The sequence below is a fragment of the Streptomyces sp. NPDC019396 genome (assembly GCF_040632375.1).
Classification (GTDB): Bacteria; Actinomycetota; Actinomycetes; order Streptomycetales; family Streptomycetaceae; genus Streptomyces.
Map to the genome: position 1 here is coordinate 172974 of NZ_JBEYBS010000007.1, position 18288 is coordinate 191261.

An 18288-nucleotide genomic window follows, 5' to 3' on the forward strand; every position below is an offset into this window, starting at 1 on the left:
GGCGAGGGGTGGCGCGTGCATGGCGCTTTACTGTCCCGTGGATCCGGTCCGCCACTCGGGATGGGGCGCGGTGGCCTCGGCGGCTAAGACGCCCGGGCTCCCCGCGAGGTTCCAGGGCTGTTCCAACTGCCCCTGGCCATCACCATGTACGTACCCAACGCACTCGGAAAGACGCTCCTCCTGGAGCACCGGCCCTCGGTGTCCGCTCCGGGAGGTTTGGCCTCTCGAACGCCCTCAGTCGACCGCAAATGACGGCCTCAGGGGGCATTTTTTGGACAAGTTTTCCGCAGTCCCACCCAATCGACAACCCCTCGAACACCCCATTGACACCGGCGATTCCGCAGGGACAATGCTGGACATCCCCTTGCGAGTACGTGTAGATGTGGATGCATTGATAGCGGAGCAGCGCGACATGGGGGTTTGCGATGCTATTGGCCGAAACGCACCAGCCGGAAGGCCGGCAGCCATGAGCACCCCTCACCTGCCGAAAGTGGCTGGAATCGATTCAGCTGTTCCCGGTTCCGCGCACACTGCGGCAGCTCTCGCCGCCGGTGACCCGGGCCCCGTCCCGGCCATCGGGCCCGGCGCTCTGATCCAGGACCGGCTCGCGAGCTGGGTCTCCGACCTCACCACGCTCCACGAACTCACCGAGCGCCTCGCCAGGACCGCGACTCTGGACGACGCCCTCCATGAACTCCTGCGCGCGGGCGCGGCCCTGGTCGGCGCCCGCCGGGGCATGGTCGTGCTCGAGCCCCCCGAGGGCCGCGGGCCCGCCATCACCACCGGTCTGGGCCTCGCTCATGCCGACCTCGGCCACATCGAGACCGTCCCCCGCAGCGCCACCCCTCACGGCCGCATCCTCGACGGGGCCCCGGCCACGATTCCCGGCGCGGTCGCCCAGGCCGACCTCTTCCGTGACGAGGGCCTGGACCCCCGGCTGCGCGAGGTCGCCGCGCGCCTCGGCTACGCGGCGAGTTACGCCCTGCCGCTGGCCACCAAGGAGGCGGGGAAACTGGGCGTCGCCGTCTGGTTCTACGACGAACCCGCGGAACCGCTCGAGCGGCAGCGCCATCTCGTCGGCCTCTACGGACGCTATGCCACCGAGCATCTGGCCCGGCTCCTCGAACTGGACCGGGCACGACGGCGGCTGGCCACCATCACGGAGGAACTGCTGCCCAGCCGGCTGCCCCGGGTGCCGGGAGTACGGCTGGCCGCCCGCCAGCTGAGCGGCCCCCGCGGGGGTGGCGAATGGTACGACGCGCTGCCGCTTCCCGAGGGGGCGCTGGGGCTCGCCGTCGGCGCGGTCTCCGGGTCCGGCCCGAGCACCCTGGCCGCGATGGGACGGCTCCGGGCGAGCCTGCGGGCGTACGCGGTGATGGAGGGCGAGGACCCCGTCGCCGTGCTGTCCGACCTGGAGTTGCTGCTGCGTCTCACGGAGCCGGCCCGTTCCGCGACCGCGCTGTTCGCCTACTGCGAGCCCGCGCTGCGCAGGGTCGTCCTGGCCGGTGCCGGGCACACACCGCCGCTGATCACCGGCACCAGGCGCACCGAGTTCGTGGAGACCTCGCTGTCGGCACCCCTGGGCATGCTGGCCTGCTGGGAGGCACCCAGCGTGGAGTTCTCCCCGGCTCCCGGAGAAACGGTGCTTCTCTATTCCGACGGACTGCTCAGACGTACCGGGGACTCCATGGACCGGGCCTTCGCCCGGCTGCACGCGGCGGCGGCGGGTGTGCCCAGGGCCCTGCGGGACGACCCGGCCGCGGTCGTCGACCATGTGCTGCGGACGGTGCTGCCGGGGGTCGACACCGACGGACCCGGGGACGCCGACGGGCCTGGTGACGCGGATGACGTGGTGATGCTGGCGGCCTGGTTCGCGTGAACGGCGCTGTCGGCCGTCGAGCGTGCCCGGGCTCATTGAGGGGCGCCCTTCCGCACGACCGTACGATGGGTGAGGGTTCGATGTCGTAACCCATAGGGACCAAAGGAGGCCTACCCGTGGCAGAGGAGCTCACCCCGGAGACCCCGGAAGAGTCGGGCGAAGAGCCGATCAAGCAGCGGAAGAACGGGCTGTATCCGGGAGTCTCGGACGAACTCGCCGAGAACATGAAGTCCGGCTGGGCCGACACGGAACTGCACGGCCTGGAGCCGATCGCACAGGCTGAGCACACCGCCCGCCGCCGTGCCGCGCTGTCCGCCCGCTTCCCCGGCGAGCGTCTCGTCATCCCCGCGGGAAACCTTCGGACCCGTTCCAACGACACCGAGTACTCCTTCCGTGCCTCCACCGAGTACGCATATCTCACCGGTGACCAGAGCGAGGACGGCGTCCTGGTCATGGAGCCGGTGGCCGGCGCGAAGGGCACGGACGGCGCAGACGGCTCGGGTGGCGGCCATGAGGCGACCATCTACCTGCTGCCCCGCTCCGACCGCGAGAACGGCGAGTTCTGGCTGGACGGCCAGGGCGAGCTGTGGGTCGGCCGCCGCCACTCGCTGGCCGAGGCCGAGCAGCTCCTGGGCATCCCGGCGAAGGACGTACGCAAGCTGCCCGAGCAGCTGCGCGAGGCCACCGGACCGGTCCGCGTCGTCCGGGGCCATGACGCCGCCATCCAGGCGGCCCTGACCGACAAGGTCACCGCGGAGCGCGACGAGGAGCTGCGGGTCTTCGTCTCCGAGGCGCGGCTGATCAAGGACGAGTTCGAGATCGCCGAGCTCCAGAAGGCCTGCGACTCCACCGCCCGCGGCTTCGAGGACGTCGTCCGGGTCCTGGACCGCGCCGAGGCCACCAGCGAGCGCTACATCGAGGGAACGTTCTTCCTGCGCGCCCGCGTCGAGGGCAACGACATCGGCTACGGCTCGATCTGCGCCGCGGGACCGCACGCCACCACCCTGCACTGGGTGCGCAACGACGGTGCCGTCCGGGCCGGTGAGCTGCTCCTGCTCGACGCGGGTGTCGAGACCACCGAGCTCTATACCGCCGATGTCACCCGCACGCTGCCGATCAACGGACGCTTCACCCCGCTCCAGCGCAAGATCTACGACGCCGTCCACGAGGCCCAGGAAGCCGGAATCGCCGCGGTGCGCCCCGGCGCCGCATTCCGCGACTTCCACGACGCCGCCCAGCGTGTGCTCGCCACCCGGCTGGTGGAGTGGGGCCTGCTCGGCGACCTGGACGTGGAGAAGGTGCTGGAGCTCGGCCTCCAGCGCCGCTGGACCCTGCACGGCACCGGTCACATGCTCGGCATGGACGTGCACGACTGCGCCGCCGCGCGGACCGAGGCCTACGTGGAAGCCACCCTGGAGCCGGGCATGTGCCTGACCGTGGAGCCGGGGCTGTACTTCCAGGCCGACGATCTGACCGTGCCGGCCGAGTACCGCGGCATCGGCGTCCGGATCGAGGACGACATCCTCGTCACGGAGGACGGCAACCGGAACCTGTCGGCGGCGCTGCCCCGGGACGCCGACGAGGTCGAGGCGTGGATGGCGCAGCTCAAGGGCTGAGGGCCCGACGGGCTGACGCCGGCCCGAGGTCACCAGCTGCGGGGACGTCCGCTCAGTTCACCCTGAGCAGGGCGTCCTCCCGCCATTTGAGGATCTTGTCGAAGCTCACCACCGCGCCGCACCCCGGCCTGTTCCCGAAGTGGACGTGGTCGGCGAGCTGCTCGATCAGACACAACCCCCGCCCGTGCTCGGCGGACAGCGACGCTGCGTTGGCGAGAGGCGCGTACGCGCCTGCCGCCCGGCCGTCGGGGAAGCCCGGGCCCGAGTCCGCCACCTCGATCAGGCACTTCTCCCCGTCGAGGTAAGCCGTCACCCGGTACGCCGCCGAGGGCACACCGGTCCGTGTGTCGCCGCCGTGCTCTACGGCGTTGGCGCATGCCTCGCTCAGCGCGACCGAGAGGTCGTAGGAGATGTCCGGGTCGACGCCCGCGGTCTCCATCGTGCCGAGGAGGAGACGACGGGCGAGCGGAACGCTCGCAGCCTCGCGCCGCAAGTGGAGGGACCACCAGATGCTCATGCTCCAGCCTCCTGGCCGCGGCTCGACATACCGATACGTATTGCCGCACAGCACCGTTCGTAAGCACCTCGTCGGCCGAGAGTCGGCATTCCCCCTCGTTCGGCCGACGCGGGGGTGAGGTGCGCCGGTGTACGAGGGGGCGCGGAAGCACCCGGGGCGCGTGAACACCGAGCTGACGCAATCACAAGGGGCCCGTAAAGCCGCCGCAAAGCGACCTTCCGGACCTGCCGCCCGGCCGCCGGGGACACAGTGGGATGATGACCCGGCCATGTCTGCCCAACCGTCGGTCGAGCCCTCGATCGCCCACGCCGGAGCCGGTCTGCGGCTGCTGAGGGCCGCGGTGTTCGCCGCGGTCTGCGTCGTGCTGTCCGCGCTCGGGCACGTCATGGCGTCCTGCGCGGCGGTCCCGTGGTGGACGCTGGTGGCCGGGTTCCTCGGCGTCTTCGCCGTGGTGACACCGCTCGCGGGGCGTGAGCGGTCGATGGCGGTCATCGCCACCGCGCTGACCGGCGGGCAACTCGCCCTGCACGCCCTCTTCGGTCTCGGCCAGCGCCGGCTCACCCTGTCGCCGACCGCGGACGACGCCCTGATCAGGACGGCGGCGAAGCTGCTGTGCGGATCCGGCGCCACCGCTCTGAGCCCCGCCGACGCCCACCGGATCGTGACCCGCGCGGGGATCGACCCGGCGAGTCTCCACTCCGCCCCATCCGCCGCCGGCGCGGCCCACGCGGCCCATCAGCATCCGGCCATCACCCCCGCGGAGGCCACCGGGCTGCTGCCCAGCCTCCCGATGGTGCTCGGCCATCTGCTGGCCGCCCTCGCGGTGGGCTGGCTGCTGCGCCGCGGCGAGATCGCGCTGTTCCGGCTGGCCCGGCTGTCGGCCCGCGGCGTCACCGAGTTCGTCGAGGAGACGCGGGCACGGGGCCTGCGCGCGGCCCTCGTGTTCGCACGGGCGCTGCTCGCCGGGCTGTCCGGTGCGCCCGGACGGGCTTCGCGCGCCCTGCCCGCACTTCCCGACGCGCCCCCGCCACCGGTGACCGGGGCACTCCAGCACACGGTGATCAGGCGCGGCCCACCGGCCGCCTGCGTGCTCGTACTCGCAGCCTGACGCGGACCACCCGACAGGAGTGGTGCCGCAGCGTACGCGCGTACCCGCGTACGGACCGATCACCTATCAGCTTCTGCTCCGTGGAGTGTCCTTCACCATGAACACCCTGTCTCGTCTCACCGCCGCCGCCGGTATCGCCGCCTCCTCCGTGCTGCTGCTCTCCGTCCCCGCCTTCGCCCACGTCAGCGTGCAGCCGCAGGGCGAGGCGGCCAAGGGCGGCTACGCCACGGTCAACTTCAAGGTCCCCAACGAGCGCGACAACGCCTCCACGGTGAAGCTCGAGGTCACCCTCCCCACCGAGCACCCGCTGTCCTCCGTGATGCCGCAGGCCGTACCCGGCTGGAAGGTCGAGACGACCAAGAGCAAGCTCGCCAAGCCGCTCTCCGTGCACGGCAAGCAGATCACCGAGGCCGTCACCAAGATCACCTGGACCGCTGACGGCGGCAAGATCGAGCCCGGGCGCTTCCAGCAGTTCCCTGTCTCGCTCGGCCAGCTGCCCGAGGACACCGAATCGCTGGTCTTCAAGGCCCTCCAGACGTACGACAACAAGGAGGTCGTGCGCTGGATCGAGGAGCCGAAGGAAGGCGCGGCCGAGCCGGAGAACCCCGCGCCGGTACTCAGCCTGTCCGCCGCGACGGGTGACCACCACGGCGGTGGCGCAGCGAGCGACGACAAGAACGCCAAGGCCGGGCACGACGCCGGGCACAGCGATGACGCCGCCGAGGCCGCTGCCGACTCGGCGGGCAGCGACACCACCGCCCGAGTCCTGGCCGTCGTGGGCATCGCGGTCGGCGTCGCGGGGGTCGCGTTCGGCGTGCTGGCCGGCCGCCGCCGCGCCTCCTGACCCGAATACCGGCACCCATCACGTCACCACTGGGACATTCCTCCATGCACGCCAAACACGGCACACACGGCACACACATGAAGAAGCTGACGGCCGCCGCCCTGGCGGTGGCCGCCGCGCTGGCACTCTCGGCCTGCGGCCCCACCGACGACCCGGCACCGGCCGGAGGCAACGGCTTCGGCGATGTCTCCGCCCAGCCGAAGACCAAGGCGGCCACGGTGCTCGACCGCCCCTTCGCGAAGCCCGACCTCGTCCTGAAGGACACCAAGGGCAGGACCTACGACTTCCGTGCGCAGACCAAGGGCAAGCCGACGCTCGTCTACTTCGGCTACACCCATTGCCCGGACGTGTGCCCGCTGACGATGAGCAACATCGCCATCGCCAGGAAGAAGCTGCCCAAGGCCGACCAGGACAAGCTCCAGGTCGTCTTCGTCACCACCGACCCCGAACGGGACACCTCGGCCGAGCTCGCCAAGTGGTTGCCGTCGGCCGGCGACGCCTCGTTCGTCGGCCTGACCGGCGACTTCCCCACCATCCAGGCGGGCGCACGGCAGCTCGGCATCGGTATCGACCCGCCGAAGAAGGAGAAGGACGGCTCCGTCGTCTCCATGCACGGCGCACAGGTGATCGCCTTCTCCCCGAAGACCGACCAGGGCTACGTCCTGTACGGGGAGGACACCAGCGCCGACGACTACGCCAAGGACCTGCCGAAACTCATCAAGGGGGAGCAGCCGTGAGCCGCCACAGCGCTGCCGCCCTCGCCGCGGCCATCGCCGTCACGACGAGCGGCATGGCGCTGACGGGGTGCTCGTCGGGCTCCGGGTCGGGCGGTCCTGACATAACGGTCAGCGGGGCGTTCATGCCCCAGCCCGTCGGGGACATGGCCTCCGGGTTCCTCACCGTCGCCAACAGCGGTGGTGAGGGGGACAAGCTCACCTCGGTCACCAGCGCGATAGCCGACGAGGTGACCATCCACGAGACCAAGGACCAGAAGATGCAGCGGGTGACGTCCTTCGACGTCCCCGCGAACGGCGAGCTGAACCTCGAACGCGGCGCGAGTCACATGATGTTCATGGGTCTCAAGCGACAGCTGAAGGCAGGCGACAACGTGTCCGTGGAGCTGCACTTCGAGAAGTCCGGCCAGGTCAAGGTTGAGCTTCCGGTGAAGGAAGCCACGTACAACCCGAAGCACCACTGACGCACCGACGCAACTGATGCACCGAGGGAACACACCATGACGGCCACCGCCCCGCGCTTCGGGACCCTGGGCACCCCCCTGGTCCGGCTGCTGCTCGTCACCGCCGCCCTGCTCGGCACCCTGCTCGCGGGCGCCTCGCCCGCGAGCGCTCACGCCGCGCTGACCGGGAGCAACCCGAAGGACGGGGCGGTGCTCGCCACCGCGCCCAGGGACGTCACGCTCACCTTCTCCGAGCAGGTCGCCATGGGGAACGACTCGATCCGGGTGCTCGACCCCCAGAGCAAGCGGGTCGACACCGCCCAGTTGCGCGATCTGTCCAGCGGGGCCGTCGTCCAGTACGGCGTCTCCCTCCAGTCCGGCAGCCTGGCGAAGGGCACCTACACCGTGGCCTGGCAGGCGGTGTCGGCCGACAGCCATCCGGTCGCGGGCGCCTTCACCTTCTCCATCGGCGCCCCCTCACAGACCGCGGTCACTCTGCCGAAGCAGCAAGCGGGGGGCGGGCTCGTCGGGACGCTGTACGGGATCGCGCGGTACGCGGCCTACGGGGGCTTCGTTGTGCTCGCGGGCGGCGCGGCGTTCATCCTCGCCTGCTGGCGGAAGGGCGCAGGCGAACGGCCGTTGCAGCGGCTGATCGTACGGGGCTGGGTGACGCTCGTCGCGGCGACGCTGGCCATGCTGCTGCTGCGCAACCCCTACACCGGCTCGGGAGAGCTGCCCGACGCGCTCGATCTGGGCGGTCTCAAGGCGGTCCTGGAGACCAAGACCGGGGCGGCGCTGGTCTCCCGGCTGCTGCTGCTCGGGGCGGCGGCACTGTTCCTGGCCGTGCTGTTCGGCGCGTACGCGAGGCGCGGCACCGAAACGGACCAGACCGAGCAGCCGGGCCGAACGGACAAGACGGACAAGAGTGGGAGCGACCTCGCCTTCGGGCTCGGCATCGGCGGCACGGTCGTGGCGGCCGGGATCGCGGGCAGCTGGGCGCTCTCCGAGCATGCCTCGACCGGCCTCCAGCCGGGCATCGCGATGCCGGTGGACGTGCTTCACATGCTGGCCGTCGCCGCCTGGCTCGGCGGCCTGGTGGCGGTGCTGGTGGCCCTGTACCGGACCCGGTCGCTGGACCGTGACGCGGTGCTCCGCTTCTCGCGGCTCGCCTTCCTCTCGGTGATCGTCCTGACCCTGACGGGGCTGTACCAGTCCTGGCGCCAGGTCGGCTCCTGGTCGGCTCTGACCGGGACCTCGTACGGACAACTGCTGCTGATCAAGGTGGGCTTGGTGGCCGTGCTCGTGGGGGTCGCGGCGATCTCCCGCCGCTGGACGACCCGGCTCGCGGAAAGCGGCACGACCGAGGAAGAGGAGCGCGAGGAGGACAAGGAGCACAAGGAGGACGAGGAGAAGGACGAGAACAAGGCCGGGACCGAGACCAGGACCGAGGACGAGCCGGAGACGAAGCGAGAGCCGGAGCCGGAGACAGTCGACCCCGAGCGGGCCGCCCAACTCTCCCGCCAGCAGGTCGCACTGGCGACCGCCCGGCGCAAGCGGCTCAGGGACGCGGACCCCGCGCGCACCGGACTGCGGCGCTCGGTGCTGGCCGAAGCGGGCGTCGCCGTCGTCCTCCTCGCCGTCACGACCGTACTGACGTCCACCGAACCAGGGCGCACGGCAGAGAGCGCCGCACAGGCCAACGGCTCCCAGGCGCCAGCCGAGACAGCCCCCGGCAAGCCGGTCGACTTCACCCTGGACTTCGACACAGGCGGCGAGAACGGCAAAGGCACGGTCCGCATGAACGCCACCCCCGGCCGCTCCGGCGCCAACGCGCTGCGGATCCAGGTGAACGGCCCTGATGGGAGCCCTCTGGACGTCCCCGAAGTGAAGGTCTCCTTCACGCTCAAGGCCCAGGCGATCGGGCCCCTTCCGGCCCGCCTCGACCGCGCCGCGCCCGGCCGGTGGGGTGCCGACAACATCCAGATCCCACTGCCGGGCGAGTGGCAGATCCTGCTCACCGTACGGACGTCCGACATCGACCAGACGTCCGTCGAGAAGAACGTGAAGATCGGCTGACGAGGGTCATGAACGACGGCACCACCCAGGACACCGGAAACGGCCCCAGCGGTATCTCGCGGCGCCGGCTGCTCGGCACGGCGGGCGCGGCCGGGGCCGCCGGCCTCGCGCTCGGGGGCGTCGCCGGGGCCGCGACCCACGCCGCCGCGGCCGGTGAGGCGCCGACCACGCTGGCCTCGGTCGGCTCCGCGTCCGTACGCTTCCACGCCACCGGTTCCTCCGGGCACCAGGCGGGCATCACCACCCCCCTCCCGTCCCGCGGCTATCTCATCGCCTTCGACCTCGCCCCGGGCGCGGGCCGCAAGGAAGCCGCCGCGCTGATGCGCCGCTGGTCGACGACGACAGCCCTGCTGATGGCGGGACAGCCCACGGGCGAGGGCGACACGGGCGTCGCCCTGGACGCGGGCCCCTCCTCGCTCACGATCACGTTCGGCTTCGGCCGCACGTTCTTCGACCGCACCGGTCTGACCGCGCAGCGCCCGGCCGAGCTGGACCCGCTGCCGCCCTTCTCGTCCGACCAGCTCGACCCCCGGCGCTCGGACGGAGACCTGTGGGTGCAGATCGGTGCCGACGACGCGCTGGTCGCCTTCCACGCCCTGCGGGCGATCCAGAAGGACGCGGGCGAGGCGGCGAGGCCGCGCTGGCAGATGAGCGGCTTCAACCGCTCGCCCGGCGCCACCGCGCAACCCATGACTGCCCGCAATCTGATGGGCCAGGTCGACGGCACCCGTAACCCGAAGCCGACGGACCAGGACTTCGACCAGCGGATCTTCGTACCGGCCGAGGGCACGCCCGCGTGGATGGCGGGCGGTTCGTACGCGGTGTTCCGCAGGATCCGGATGCTCCTCGACGACTGGGAGCGGCTGTCCCTGACGGCACAGGAGCGGGTGATCGGCCGGCGCAAGAAGGACGGCGCCCCGCTGACGGGCGGCGATGAGACCACGGCACTCGCGCTCGACAAGACGGGCCCCGACGGGAAGCTGGTCATCCCCGACAACGCCCACGCCAGGATCTCCGCCCCCGAACAGAACGGCGGCGCGGCCATGCTGAGACGCCCCTTCTCCTTCCACGACGGCATCGCCGCCGACGGGACCCCGGACGCCGGGCTGCTCTTCGTCTGCTGGCAGGCGGACCCTCTGAAGGGCTTCGTCCCGGTGCAGCGCAAGCTGGACCGCGGCGACGCGTTGTCCCCGTTCATCCGGCACGAGGCGAGCGGACTGTTCGCCGTGCCGGGCGGGCCGAAGGAGGGCGAGTACGTGGGGCAACGGCTTCTCGAGGCGTGATCACGGACGCGGCGGAGCGGGCGAGCGCACTAGGGTGACGGGTATGTCCGCCACGCGCTACACCTATCTCGGTCCCGAGGGCACCTTCACCGAGGCGGCCCTGCGCACCCTCCCCGAGGCAGCGACCCGGGAGCTCGTCCCGATGGTGTCCGTACCTGCCGCGCTCGACGCCGTACGCAACGGGGAGGCCGCTGCCGCGTTCGTGCCGATCGAGAACTCGGTGGAGGGCGGGGTCACCGCGACCCTCGACGAGCTGGTGTCGGGCGAGCCGCTGATGATCTACCGCGAGGTGCTGCTGCCGATCACGTTCGCGCTGCTGGTGCGGCCCGGCACCAAGCTGTCCGACGTGAAGACGGTGACCGGGCATCCGGTCGCCCAGCCGCAGGTGCGGAACTGGCTGCGGGCCCATCTCCCCGATGCCCTGTGGGAGTCGGCAGCGTCGAACGCGGACGGTGCACGGCTGGTGCAGGAGGGGCGGTTCGACGCCGCCTTCGCGGGGGAGTTCGCGGCGGCCACGTACGGGCTCGAGCCGCTGGTCACCGAGATCCACGACGCCAAGAACGCGGAGACCCGCTTTGTGCTGGTCGGACGGCCCGCGAGGCCGGCCGCACCGACCGGGGCCGACAAGACCTCGGTGGTCATCTGGCAGCGCGACGACCACCCGGGTGCCCTGCTCGAGCTGCTCCAGCAGTTCGCGGTCCGCGGGGTGAACCTGATGCTGTTGCAGTCGCGGCCGACGGGCGCAGGCATCGGGAACTACTGCTTCGCGATCGATGCCGAGGGGCACATCTCGGACCGCAGGGTCGGCGAGGCGCTGATGGGTCTGAAGCGGATCTGCCCGAAGGTGCGGTTCCTCGGGTCGTATCCGCGGGCCGGTGTGTCGCCACCGGTCTCCCGTGGAGAGACGCTTCGCCCGGGGCCGTCGGACGCGGAGTTCGTCGACGCCGCGGAATGGCTGGCGCGCTGCCAGGACGGCCGCGCGTAAGCCTTCCCGTAATCAGGTGGGGTCTCCCCCTTTTCCCGTAACCCAGAGTTTCCTTTGGACGGGTTCCGGGTGCCCCGCCGGGCCGTCGCCGGCTGGTTCCGGTGGTCCCCGGCCCTTGCTCTTCCTACTGTCCGTGACCCCGGACAGAGTTATCCACAGGGCGTCCTCCAGCCTGGGGACAAGTCGATATCGACCGACCGTCATAGTCGACAAATCGCTCTTGTCGCCTCACATGCATCCACAGCGCATCCCGAGGACCTCGCCGCGGCAATCTTCTTGATCAACTCAAGAGATCCAGGAATTCCCACTCGAAAGAGTGCATGAAGCGGGTTTGAAAGAAGTTTCGCCTCAAACTTGATGACCCTTAAACCTGACGGAGGCCCACCCCGGAACGATCTCCTCCATAATCCACAGACACCGGGTACACCCTGTGGATAACTCAGTCAGATGCCCCGCTCCTGTGGACAACCGGAGCTCCAGCGCCCCATACCCGCCGCCTCCGGACCCCAGGCGAGTCAAGCACGCAGCCCGGCTCGCGCCCTTACGAAGTCCGGAATGCCGCTCTTCGACCGATGCCGTTCCGGATTCACCTGCGGCTTCCTCATATCCGGCATTTTCAATCATCTCTCGCAATTAGGGCAAAAGTGACACGCATGCGATATCAACTGGGTGGGGAGGCGGTGGTCCACACCGGTAGCCTGGTGGGGTGATTGACCTTCGCCTGCTCCGTGAGGACCCCGACCGTGTTCGCGCCTCCCAGCGCGCCCGTGGAGAGGACGTCGGCATCGTCGACGCCCTGCTCTCAGCCGATGAGCGGCGCAGGTCGTCCGGCATCCGCTTCGACGAACTCCGTTCCGAGCAGAAGTCGCTCGGCAAGCTCATCCCCAAGGCATCGCCCGACGAGCGCGCCGAGCTGCTGAAGAAGGCCGAGCAGCTGAAGACCGACGTCAAGGCCGCGGAGGCGGAGCAGCACGAGGCCGACGAGGAGACCCGCCGGCTTGCTCTCCAGCTCGGCAATCTGGTTCACCCGGACGTGCCGGTCGGCGGCGAGGAGGACTTCGTCGTCCTGGAGACGCACGGCACGATCCGCGACTTCGCCGCCGAGGGCTTCGAGCCCAAGGACCACCTGGAGCTCGGCGAGGCGCTCGGCGCCATCGACGTCGAGCGCGGCGCGAAGGTCTCGGGCTCGCGCTTCTACTACCTGACCGGTGTCGGCGCCCTGCTGGAGCTCGCGCTGGTCAACGCGGCGATCGCCCAGGCCACCGAGGCCGGCTTCATCCCGATGCTGACCCCGGCGCTGGTCCGCCCGCGCGCCATGGAGGGCACCGGATTCCTCGGCCAGGCCGCGGAGAACGTGTACCACCTGGAGAAGGACGACTTCTATCTGGTGGGCACCTCCGAGGTGCCGCTCGCGGCGTACCACATGGACGAGATCATCGACGCCGGCAAGCTGCCGCTGCGGTACGCGGGCTTCTCCCCCTGCTTCCGGCGTGAGGCCGGCACGTACGGCAAGGACACCCGTGGCATCTTCCGCGTCCACCAGTTCGACAAGGTCGAGATGTTCACCTACGTCGATCCTGACGACGCCGAGAACGAGCACAAGCGTCTCCTGGAGTGGGAGAAGCAGTGGCTGAACGCCCTGGAGCTGCCGTTCCAGGTGATCGACGTGGCCTCCGGCGATCTGGGCTCGTCCGCCTCGCGTAAGTACGACTGCGAGGCGTGGATCCCCACCCAGGGCAAGTACCGCGAGCTGACCTCCGCGTCGAACTGCGACGGCTTCCAGGCCCGTCGGCTGTCGGTGCGCGTGCGGGACGGCAAGCAGGTCAAGCCGCTCGCGACGCTGAACGGCACGCTGTGCGCCGTGCCGCGCACGATCGTGGCGATCCTGGAGAACCACCAGCTCGCGGACGGTTCGGTGCGGGTGCCCGAGATGCTGCGGCCCTACCTCGGCGGCCGTGAGGTCCTGGAGCCGGTCGGCAAGTGAGCTCCAGCCCTCTTCCCTACCGTCTGATAGCCACGGACCTCGACGGGACCTTGCTGCGCTCCGACGGGACGGTTTCCGGGCGTACGCGCGAGGCGCTCGCCGCCGCCACGGCGGCGGGCGCGGCGCATATCGTCGTCACGGGACGGGCCGTGCCCTGGACCCGGCACATACTGGACGATCTGGGCTACCGGGGTCTTGCGGTCTGCGGCCAGGGAGCCCAGGTCTACCACGCGGGTGAACACCGGCTGCTGACCTCCGTGACCATGGACCGGCAGCTCGCCGGGATCGCCGTCGCCAAGCTCGAGGCGGAGGTGGGGCCGCTCGCGCTCGCCGTGAGCCGGGACGGCCTGGACGGCAAGGTGGTGCTCGGGCCCGGCTATGAGTTCCAGGGCTATGAGCTGCCGGTGGTGGCCGCCACCGATCTGGCCGAGCTCTGGTCGGCGCCGCTCACCAAGCTCTATATCCAGCATCCGACGCTCGACGACGACACGCTCACGCGGATCGCCCGTGAGACGGTGGGCGGTCTGGTCGATGTGGTGCTGGCGGGGGCGGGGATCGTCGAGATGCTGCCCCTGGGGCTCACCAAGGCGACCGGGCTTTCACTGGCCGCGCGCCGACTGGGTGTGAAGGCCGCGGGGACGATCGCTTTCGGGGACATGCCCAATGACATCCCGATGCTCGCCTGGTCGGCGCATGGTGTGGCGATGGCCAACGCCCATGACGAACTCAAGGCGGTGGCGCGGGAGATCACCGCGTCGAACGACCACGACGGCATAGCCGTGGTGATCGAGGAGCTGCTGGCCGGCTGAGTTCGCCGCGGGGCTGGATGTGTGTTGCGGAGGATGCGCGGATCGAACGCGCGCGGGGGACGACCCCCGACCTCGGCTCGCTTCTGACCGTAACCAGCGCGAGCCGGTGCCTTACCACTCGGCCAATCCTCCGGGAGGGCGGCCCGCGCTTTCGCGCGCTCGAAGCGGCCGCCCGGGCAGTGTGCGGGCGGCTCTACGGAGTCCGATGAATTACTCCGAAGCCTGCCGCGCGCTGCCCTGTAGGGAGCTCGGCGGACTCGTACTCTCGGTCATCGCCGCGCTCCTCCCCGGTCTCGGTGCATCGTCACGTTCCACATCGCACTTCTGTGCGATGCCTCAACCACTCTGTCGCGGGGGGCAGTTCGACGCCACCGAATTACGCCGAGGCCCCCGGAATCGGAGGATTCCGGGGGCCTCGGCGCATATCGCTCGTGTCACTCGTCTCCGGCCAGGGTCAGCGTGCGCAGCTTCTGCCCCGCGTACACCGTCGCCAGCAGCGTCACACCCACCAGCAGCGACACGGCCACGGGCATCCCCACGTCCGAGGCGATCATCCCCTCGGGGCCGATCCTCTCGGCGAGGGCCAGTGACCACTGCTGGACACTGAGCGTCTTGGCACCCGACACGAGACTGCCGAACAGCGTCTCCCACACCAGGGCGTAGACGAGTCCGATCACCACGGCATGCCGGCTGAGCGTGCCGAGGAGCAGGAAGAGCGCGCTGTACGCGATCGAGGCGACCAGGGCCGCGACCGTGTACGCCGTCGCGATCTGCTGTCCGTTGCCGTTCAGGATGAGGCCCGCCAGCAGCGTGGGGATGGCGGAGAAGGCCATCGTCACGGCGATCGCCACGATCAGCTTGGTCGTGATGATCGTCGGGCGTTTCACGGGCTTGGCGAGCAGATAGACGATCGAACCGTCGTCGATCTCCGGCCCGATCGCGCCCGTCCCTGCGATCACACCGATCAGCGGCACCATCGTGGCGATGGCGAAACCGCCCAGGACATCGGAGGCGATCTGGTCGTCCACTCCGTTGAACGCCCTGACCGTGACGGCGATCAGCAGCAGCAGTCCGGGCAGTACGAAGAGGACCGCGGCTCGGCGGCGGCCGAGGAGGGCCCGGTAGGTGAGCCGGGCGACGGTGGGGTTGTACATGTCGATGGCTCCTTTCAGGCCGCTACGAGGTACGAGAAGACCGATTCGAGTGACTCGTCCGACGGCGAGACCGTGAGCAGCCGGATCGAGTGCTCGCGGGCGACCCGCGGCAGGAGTTCGGTGAACCTGCCGAAGTCGACCGCCTGGATCCGCAACGCGCCTTCGCGCAGATCCACTTCGATGCCCGCGGTCGACGGGTCGGCGATCAGCGCGGCGGCGAGCGCCCGGTCGTCGCTGGAGCGGACCAGATAGCGGTGCGGCCGGTCCGTCATCAGGCGCCGGATCTTGCGGAAGTCGCCGCTCGCGGCATGCCGTCCGGCCACGACGACCTCGATGTGCGAGGCGAGTTGTTCCACCTCCTCCAGGATGTGCGAGGAGAACAGGACCGTACGACCCTCGGCGCCCATCCGCCGCAGCAGGTCCATCAGCTGCATCCGCTGGCGCGGGTCCATGCCGTTGAACGGCTCGTCGAGGAGCAGCACGCTGGGCTGGTGCACCAGGGCGGAGGCCATCTTGACCCGCTGGCGCATGCCCTTGCTGTAGGTCGCGATCTTGCGGTCCTGCGCGTACTCCATCTCGACCGTCGCCAGCGCCTGCTGGGCCTCCTTGGCTCCGAGGCCGTGCAACTCGGCGTTGGCGACGACGAATTCCTGACCGGTGAGGAAGTCGTACATGGCCTCGCGCTCGGGCACGACGCCGATCTGCCGGTAGACCGTCTCATTGCGCCAGATCGGCTGCCCGTCGAGGGTGACGGTGCCCGTGGAGGGGGCGAGGAAACCACCCATCATGTTGATGAGCGTGGACTTGCCCGCGCCGTTGGGGCCGAGGAGTCCGGTGACACCCGGACCGATCTCCATGGTCACGTCGTTGACGGCGACGACGTTGCCGAACCAGCGAGAGGTGTGGTCGATGGAGAGAGTACTCATGGGCGCAGCCCATTCCTTAGAGGGGTGGTGGCGGGCGACGGGAGGGCACTCACAGCCCGACCTTTCGGTAGCGGCGCATCATTACGGCGTAGGAACCGAGGATCAGCGCGAGGACGACCAGCAGATAGACCGCACCGGCACCGGTGCCGGGCCCCTGACCGCTGGGGAAGGCGGTGGTCGCACCGAGGAAGGCGGTCTGCACTCCGTCGATGAGCGTGATGGGCGAGAACAGCCCCAGCCACTGCACCGCGTCGGTGGATCCGGTCTCGCCTGCGATGACCTGGACCGTGGACACCGCGCCGTAGGAGAGGGTCAGGGTGGCGATGACGGCGGCGACGCCGAAGCCGCGGCGGGGTGTGAGGGCCGCCATGACGAGACCCAGACCGCCGAACAGCAGCGACAGCAGGGCCACGGACACCAGACCCTGGGCCAGTCCCTTGGTCTGGTCGGCGAAGTCCATCTTCGCGAGCAGCGACCCGATGTAGAGGATCAGCAGCGGCACACCGGTGAGGACGAACAGCGCCGATGCCATGGCACCGTACTTGGCGAGCACGTAGTCCACGCGCTCGATCGGCCGCGAGAAGTAGAGCGGCACCGTCTTGAACCGCAGGTCGCGGGAGACGGACTGCGGCGCTTGCGCGGCCAGGAAGAGGCCGATGACGGCCTGCATGGTGATCGCGTAGCGCGTGTAGTCGAGCGGTAGATCCGTCATCTTGGTGGCGACCGCGACAGCGACGATGATCGCCGCGGGTACGCACATCACGGCGAAGAGGATCATCGGTAGCACTTTGGACTTGGCGCTGCGGCCGAGTCCGTACGCGCCGCGCAGCGACTGCGAGTAGAGCGAGCGGCGGGCGTAGGCGCGGCCCAGCCGGGCGCCGTCGTAGTTGCGGTAGCCGATGTTGTGGATGCGTGTCGTGTCGCGACGGTCGTCCGCGGTGCGGGGTGTCGGGGTGCTCATCGCGCCGGGACCTCCATGGGCTGGGCCGCTGCCTGCGGGCGGAAGACCTCCGCGATGTGGTGGCGGCGCTGTTCCATCCGTACGAGTCCGAGGCCGAGTGCGGCGACGGTGTCGCGGACGATGTCGTAGGTCTCCTCGCCTGTCGCTTCCAGCAGGAGGATGTGGCCGGCGCCCGGCAGGCCCTCCTCGACCCCGGCGTGCAGGGTGATCCCGGCGGCCGTCAGGGCCTTGCGGAGCGCCGCCGCCCCGTCGGGGTGGGCGTCGCTGTCCGTGACCTCGACCGCGAGGGTGGTCGTGGACTGGGTGAAGTCGCTGGTGGAGCTGGAGCGCAGCAGGGCGCCGCCGTCCACGACCACCACGTGGTCGCAGGTGCGCTCGAGCTCGCCCAGCAGATGTGAGGTCACCAGCACGGAGATGCCGAAGTCGGTGTGGACACGGCGGATCAGGCCGAGCATCTCGTCACGGCCGACCGGGTCCAGGCCGTTGGTCGGCTCGTCGAGCAGCACGAGCTGGGGATCGTGAACCAGCGCCTGGGCGAGCTTGACCCGCTGCTTCATGCCCGTCGAGTAGCCGCCGATCGGGCGGTAGCGCTCCTCGTAGAGGCCGACATGGCGCAGGGTGTCGGCGGTGCGCTCACGGGCGGCGGTCGGCGGGAGTCCGGACATGCGCGCCATATGGACGACGAACTCCGTGGCGGAGACGTCAGGCGGCAGGCAGTCGTGCTCGGGCATGTAGCCCACGCGCTCACGAATGGCGGCGCCCGAGGTGGCGACGTCCAGGCCGAGCACCTCTGCGCGGCCTTCCGTGGCGGGGGACAGACCCAGCAGGATCTTGATCAGTGTGGACTTGCCGGCCCCGTTGGCACCCACAAGTCCGGTCACACCGGGCCCGATGTCCAGGGAGAGCCGGTCAAGCGCGGTCACCCGGGGGAACCGCTTGCTCAGGCTTTCGGTCACGATCACAGTCACG

At 70.1% G+C, this 18288-nt stretch carries 16 protein-coding genes and 1 tRNA gene; 11 read left to right on the forward strand and 6 right to left on the reverse strand.

Going from position 1 to position 18288, the window contains the following annotated elements:
* Positions 1-349 precede the first annotated feature (349 nt).
* Positions 350-1879: a PP2C family protein-serine/threonine phosphatase gene (locus ABZ532_RS10685; RefSeq protein WP_361280969.1), complete on the forward strand. Its 1530-nt coding sequence runs from the start codon at positions 350-352 to the stop codon at positions 1877-1879.
* A gap of 116 nt (positions 1880-1995) precedes the next feature.
* Positions 1996-3495 (forward strand): aminopeptidase P family protein, encoded by a 1500-nt coding sequence (locus ABZ532_RS10690; RefSeq protein ID WP_361280971.1) that lies wholly within the window; start codon positions 1996-1998, stop codon positions 3493-3495.
* Positions 3496-3547: 52 nt separating this feature from the next.
* On the opposite strand, the gene ABZ532_RS10695 is transcribed toward ABZ532_RS10690, so the two are convergent.
* On the reverse strand, positions 3548-4012 hold the full coding sequence (locus ABZ532_RS10695) for an ATP-binding protein (protein WP_361280972.1): 465 nt from the start codon (positions 4010-4012) through the stop codon (positions 3548-3550).
* Between the two features lie 268 nt (positions 4013-4280).
* Here ABZ532_RS10695 and ABZ532_RS10700 point away from each other — a divergent pair, with 268 nt between their 5' ends.
* From ABZ532_RS10700 to ABZ532_RS10740, 9 genes are all read left to right on the forward strand, one after another.
* A complete protein-coding gene (locus tag ABZ532_RS10700) occupies positions 4281-5120 on the forward strand; it encodes a hypothetical protein (protein ID WP_361280974.1) in 840 nt (279 codons plus the stop codon).
* 97 nt (positions 5121-5217) lie between these two features.
* Positions 5218-5964: a YcnI family protein gene (locus ABZ532_RS10705; protein WP_361280976.1), complete on the forward strand. Its 747-nt coding sequence runs from the start codon at positions 5218-5220 to the stop codon at positions 5962-5964.
* A gap of 86 nt (positions 5965-6050) precedes the next feature.
* Positions 6051-6701 (forward strand): SCO family protein, encoded by a 651-nt coding sequence (locus tag ABZ532_RS10710; RefSeq protein ID WP_361281157.1) that lies wholly within the window; start codon positions 6051-6053, stop codon positions 6699-6701.
* A gap of 53 nt (positions 6702-6754) precedes the next feature.
* Positions 6755-7162 carry a copper chaperone PCu(A)C gene (locus ABZ532_RS10715; RefSeq protein WP_361281159.1) on the forward strand — a complete coding sequence of 136 codons (408 nt, stop codon included), beginning with the start codon at positions 6755-6757 and terminating at the stop codon, positions 7160-7162.
* A 36-nt stretch (positions 7163-7198) separates the two neighbouring features.
* Entirely contained in the window at positions 7199-9217 is a 2019-nt protein-coding gene (locus ABZ532_RS10720) for a copper resistance protein CopC (RefSeq protein WP_361280978.1), read from the forward strand.
* A gap of 8 nt (positions 9218-9225) precedes the next feature.
* Positions 9226-10500: an iron uptake transporter deferrochelatase/peroxidase subunit gene (gene efeB, locus ABZ532_RS10725; protein WP_361280979.1), complete on the forward strand. Its 1275-nt coding sequence runs from the start codon at positions 9226-9228 to the stop codon at positions 10498-10500.
* Positions 10501-10543: 43 nt separating this feature from the next.
* Positions 10544-11485, forward strand: a complete 942-nt coding sequence (gene pheA / locus ABZ532_RS10730; RefSeq protein WP_361280980.1) for a prephenate dehydratase — start codon at positions 10544-10546, stop codon at positions 11483-11485.
* Between the two features lie 706 nt (positions 11486-12191).
* Positions 12192-13469, forward strand: a complete 1278-nt coding sequence (gene serS, locus ABZ532_RS10735) for a serine--tRNA ligase (RefSeq protein WP_361280981.1) — start codon at positions 12192-12194, stop codon at positions 13467-13469.
* Positions 13466-14278: a Cof-type HAD-IIB family hydrolase gene (locus tag ABZ532_RS10740; RefSeq protein WP_361280982.1), complete on the forward strand. Its 813-nt coding sequence runs from the start codon at positions 13466-13468 to the stop codon at positions 14276-14278. The genes serS and ABZ532_RS10740 overlap by 4 nt, the downstream gene beginning before the upstream one ends.
* Before the next feature lie 27 nt (positions 14279-14305).
* Here the strand turns inward: ABZ532_RS10740 and ABZ532_RS10745 are convergent.
* The 5 genes from ABZ532_RS10745 to ABZ532_RS10765 all read right to left on the reverse strand — a co-directional run bounded on the left by ABZ532_RS10745 (position 14306) and on the right by ABZ532_RS10765 (position 18281).
* Positions 14306-14410, reverse strand: a tRNA-OTHER gene (locus tag ABZ532_RS10745).
* Between the two features lie 302 nt (positions 14411-14712).
* A complete protein-coding gene (locus ABZ532_RS10750; protein ID WP_361280984.1) occupies positions 14713-15432 on the reverse strand; it encodes an ABC transporter permease in 720 nt (239 codons plus the stop codon).
* Between the two features lie 14 nt (positions 15433-15446).
* Complete coding sequence (locus ABZ532_RS10755; protein WP_361280985.1) at positions 15447-16358, reverse strand: ABC transporter ATP-binding protein; 912 nt, start codon at positions 16356-16358, stop codon at positions 15447-15449.
* Between the two features lie 49 nt (positions 16359-16407).
* Positions 16408-17319, reverse strand: a complete 912-nt coding sequence (locus ABZ532_RS10760) for an ABC transporter permease (RefSeq protein ID WP_361280986.1) — start codon at positions 17317-17319, stop codon at positions 16408-16410.
* Positions 17316-18281 carry an ABC transporter ATP-binding protein gene (locus ABZ532_RS10765; RefSeq protein WP_361281161.1) on the reverse strand — a complete coding sequence of 322 codons (966 nt, stop codon included), beginning with the start codon at positions 18279-18281 and terminating at the stop codon, positions 17316-17318. Before ABZ532_RS10765 ends, ABZ532_RS10760 begins: the two co-directional genes overlap by 4 nt.
* Positions 18282-18288: the final 7 nt, after the last annotated feature.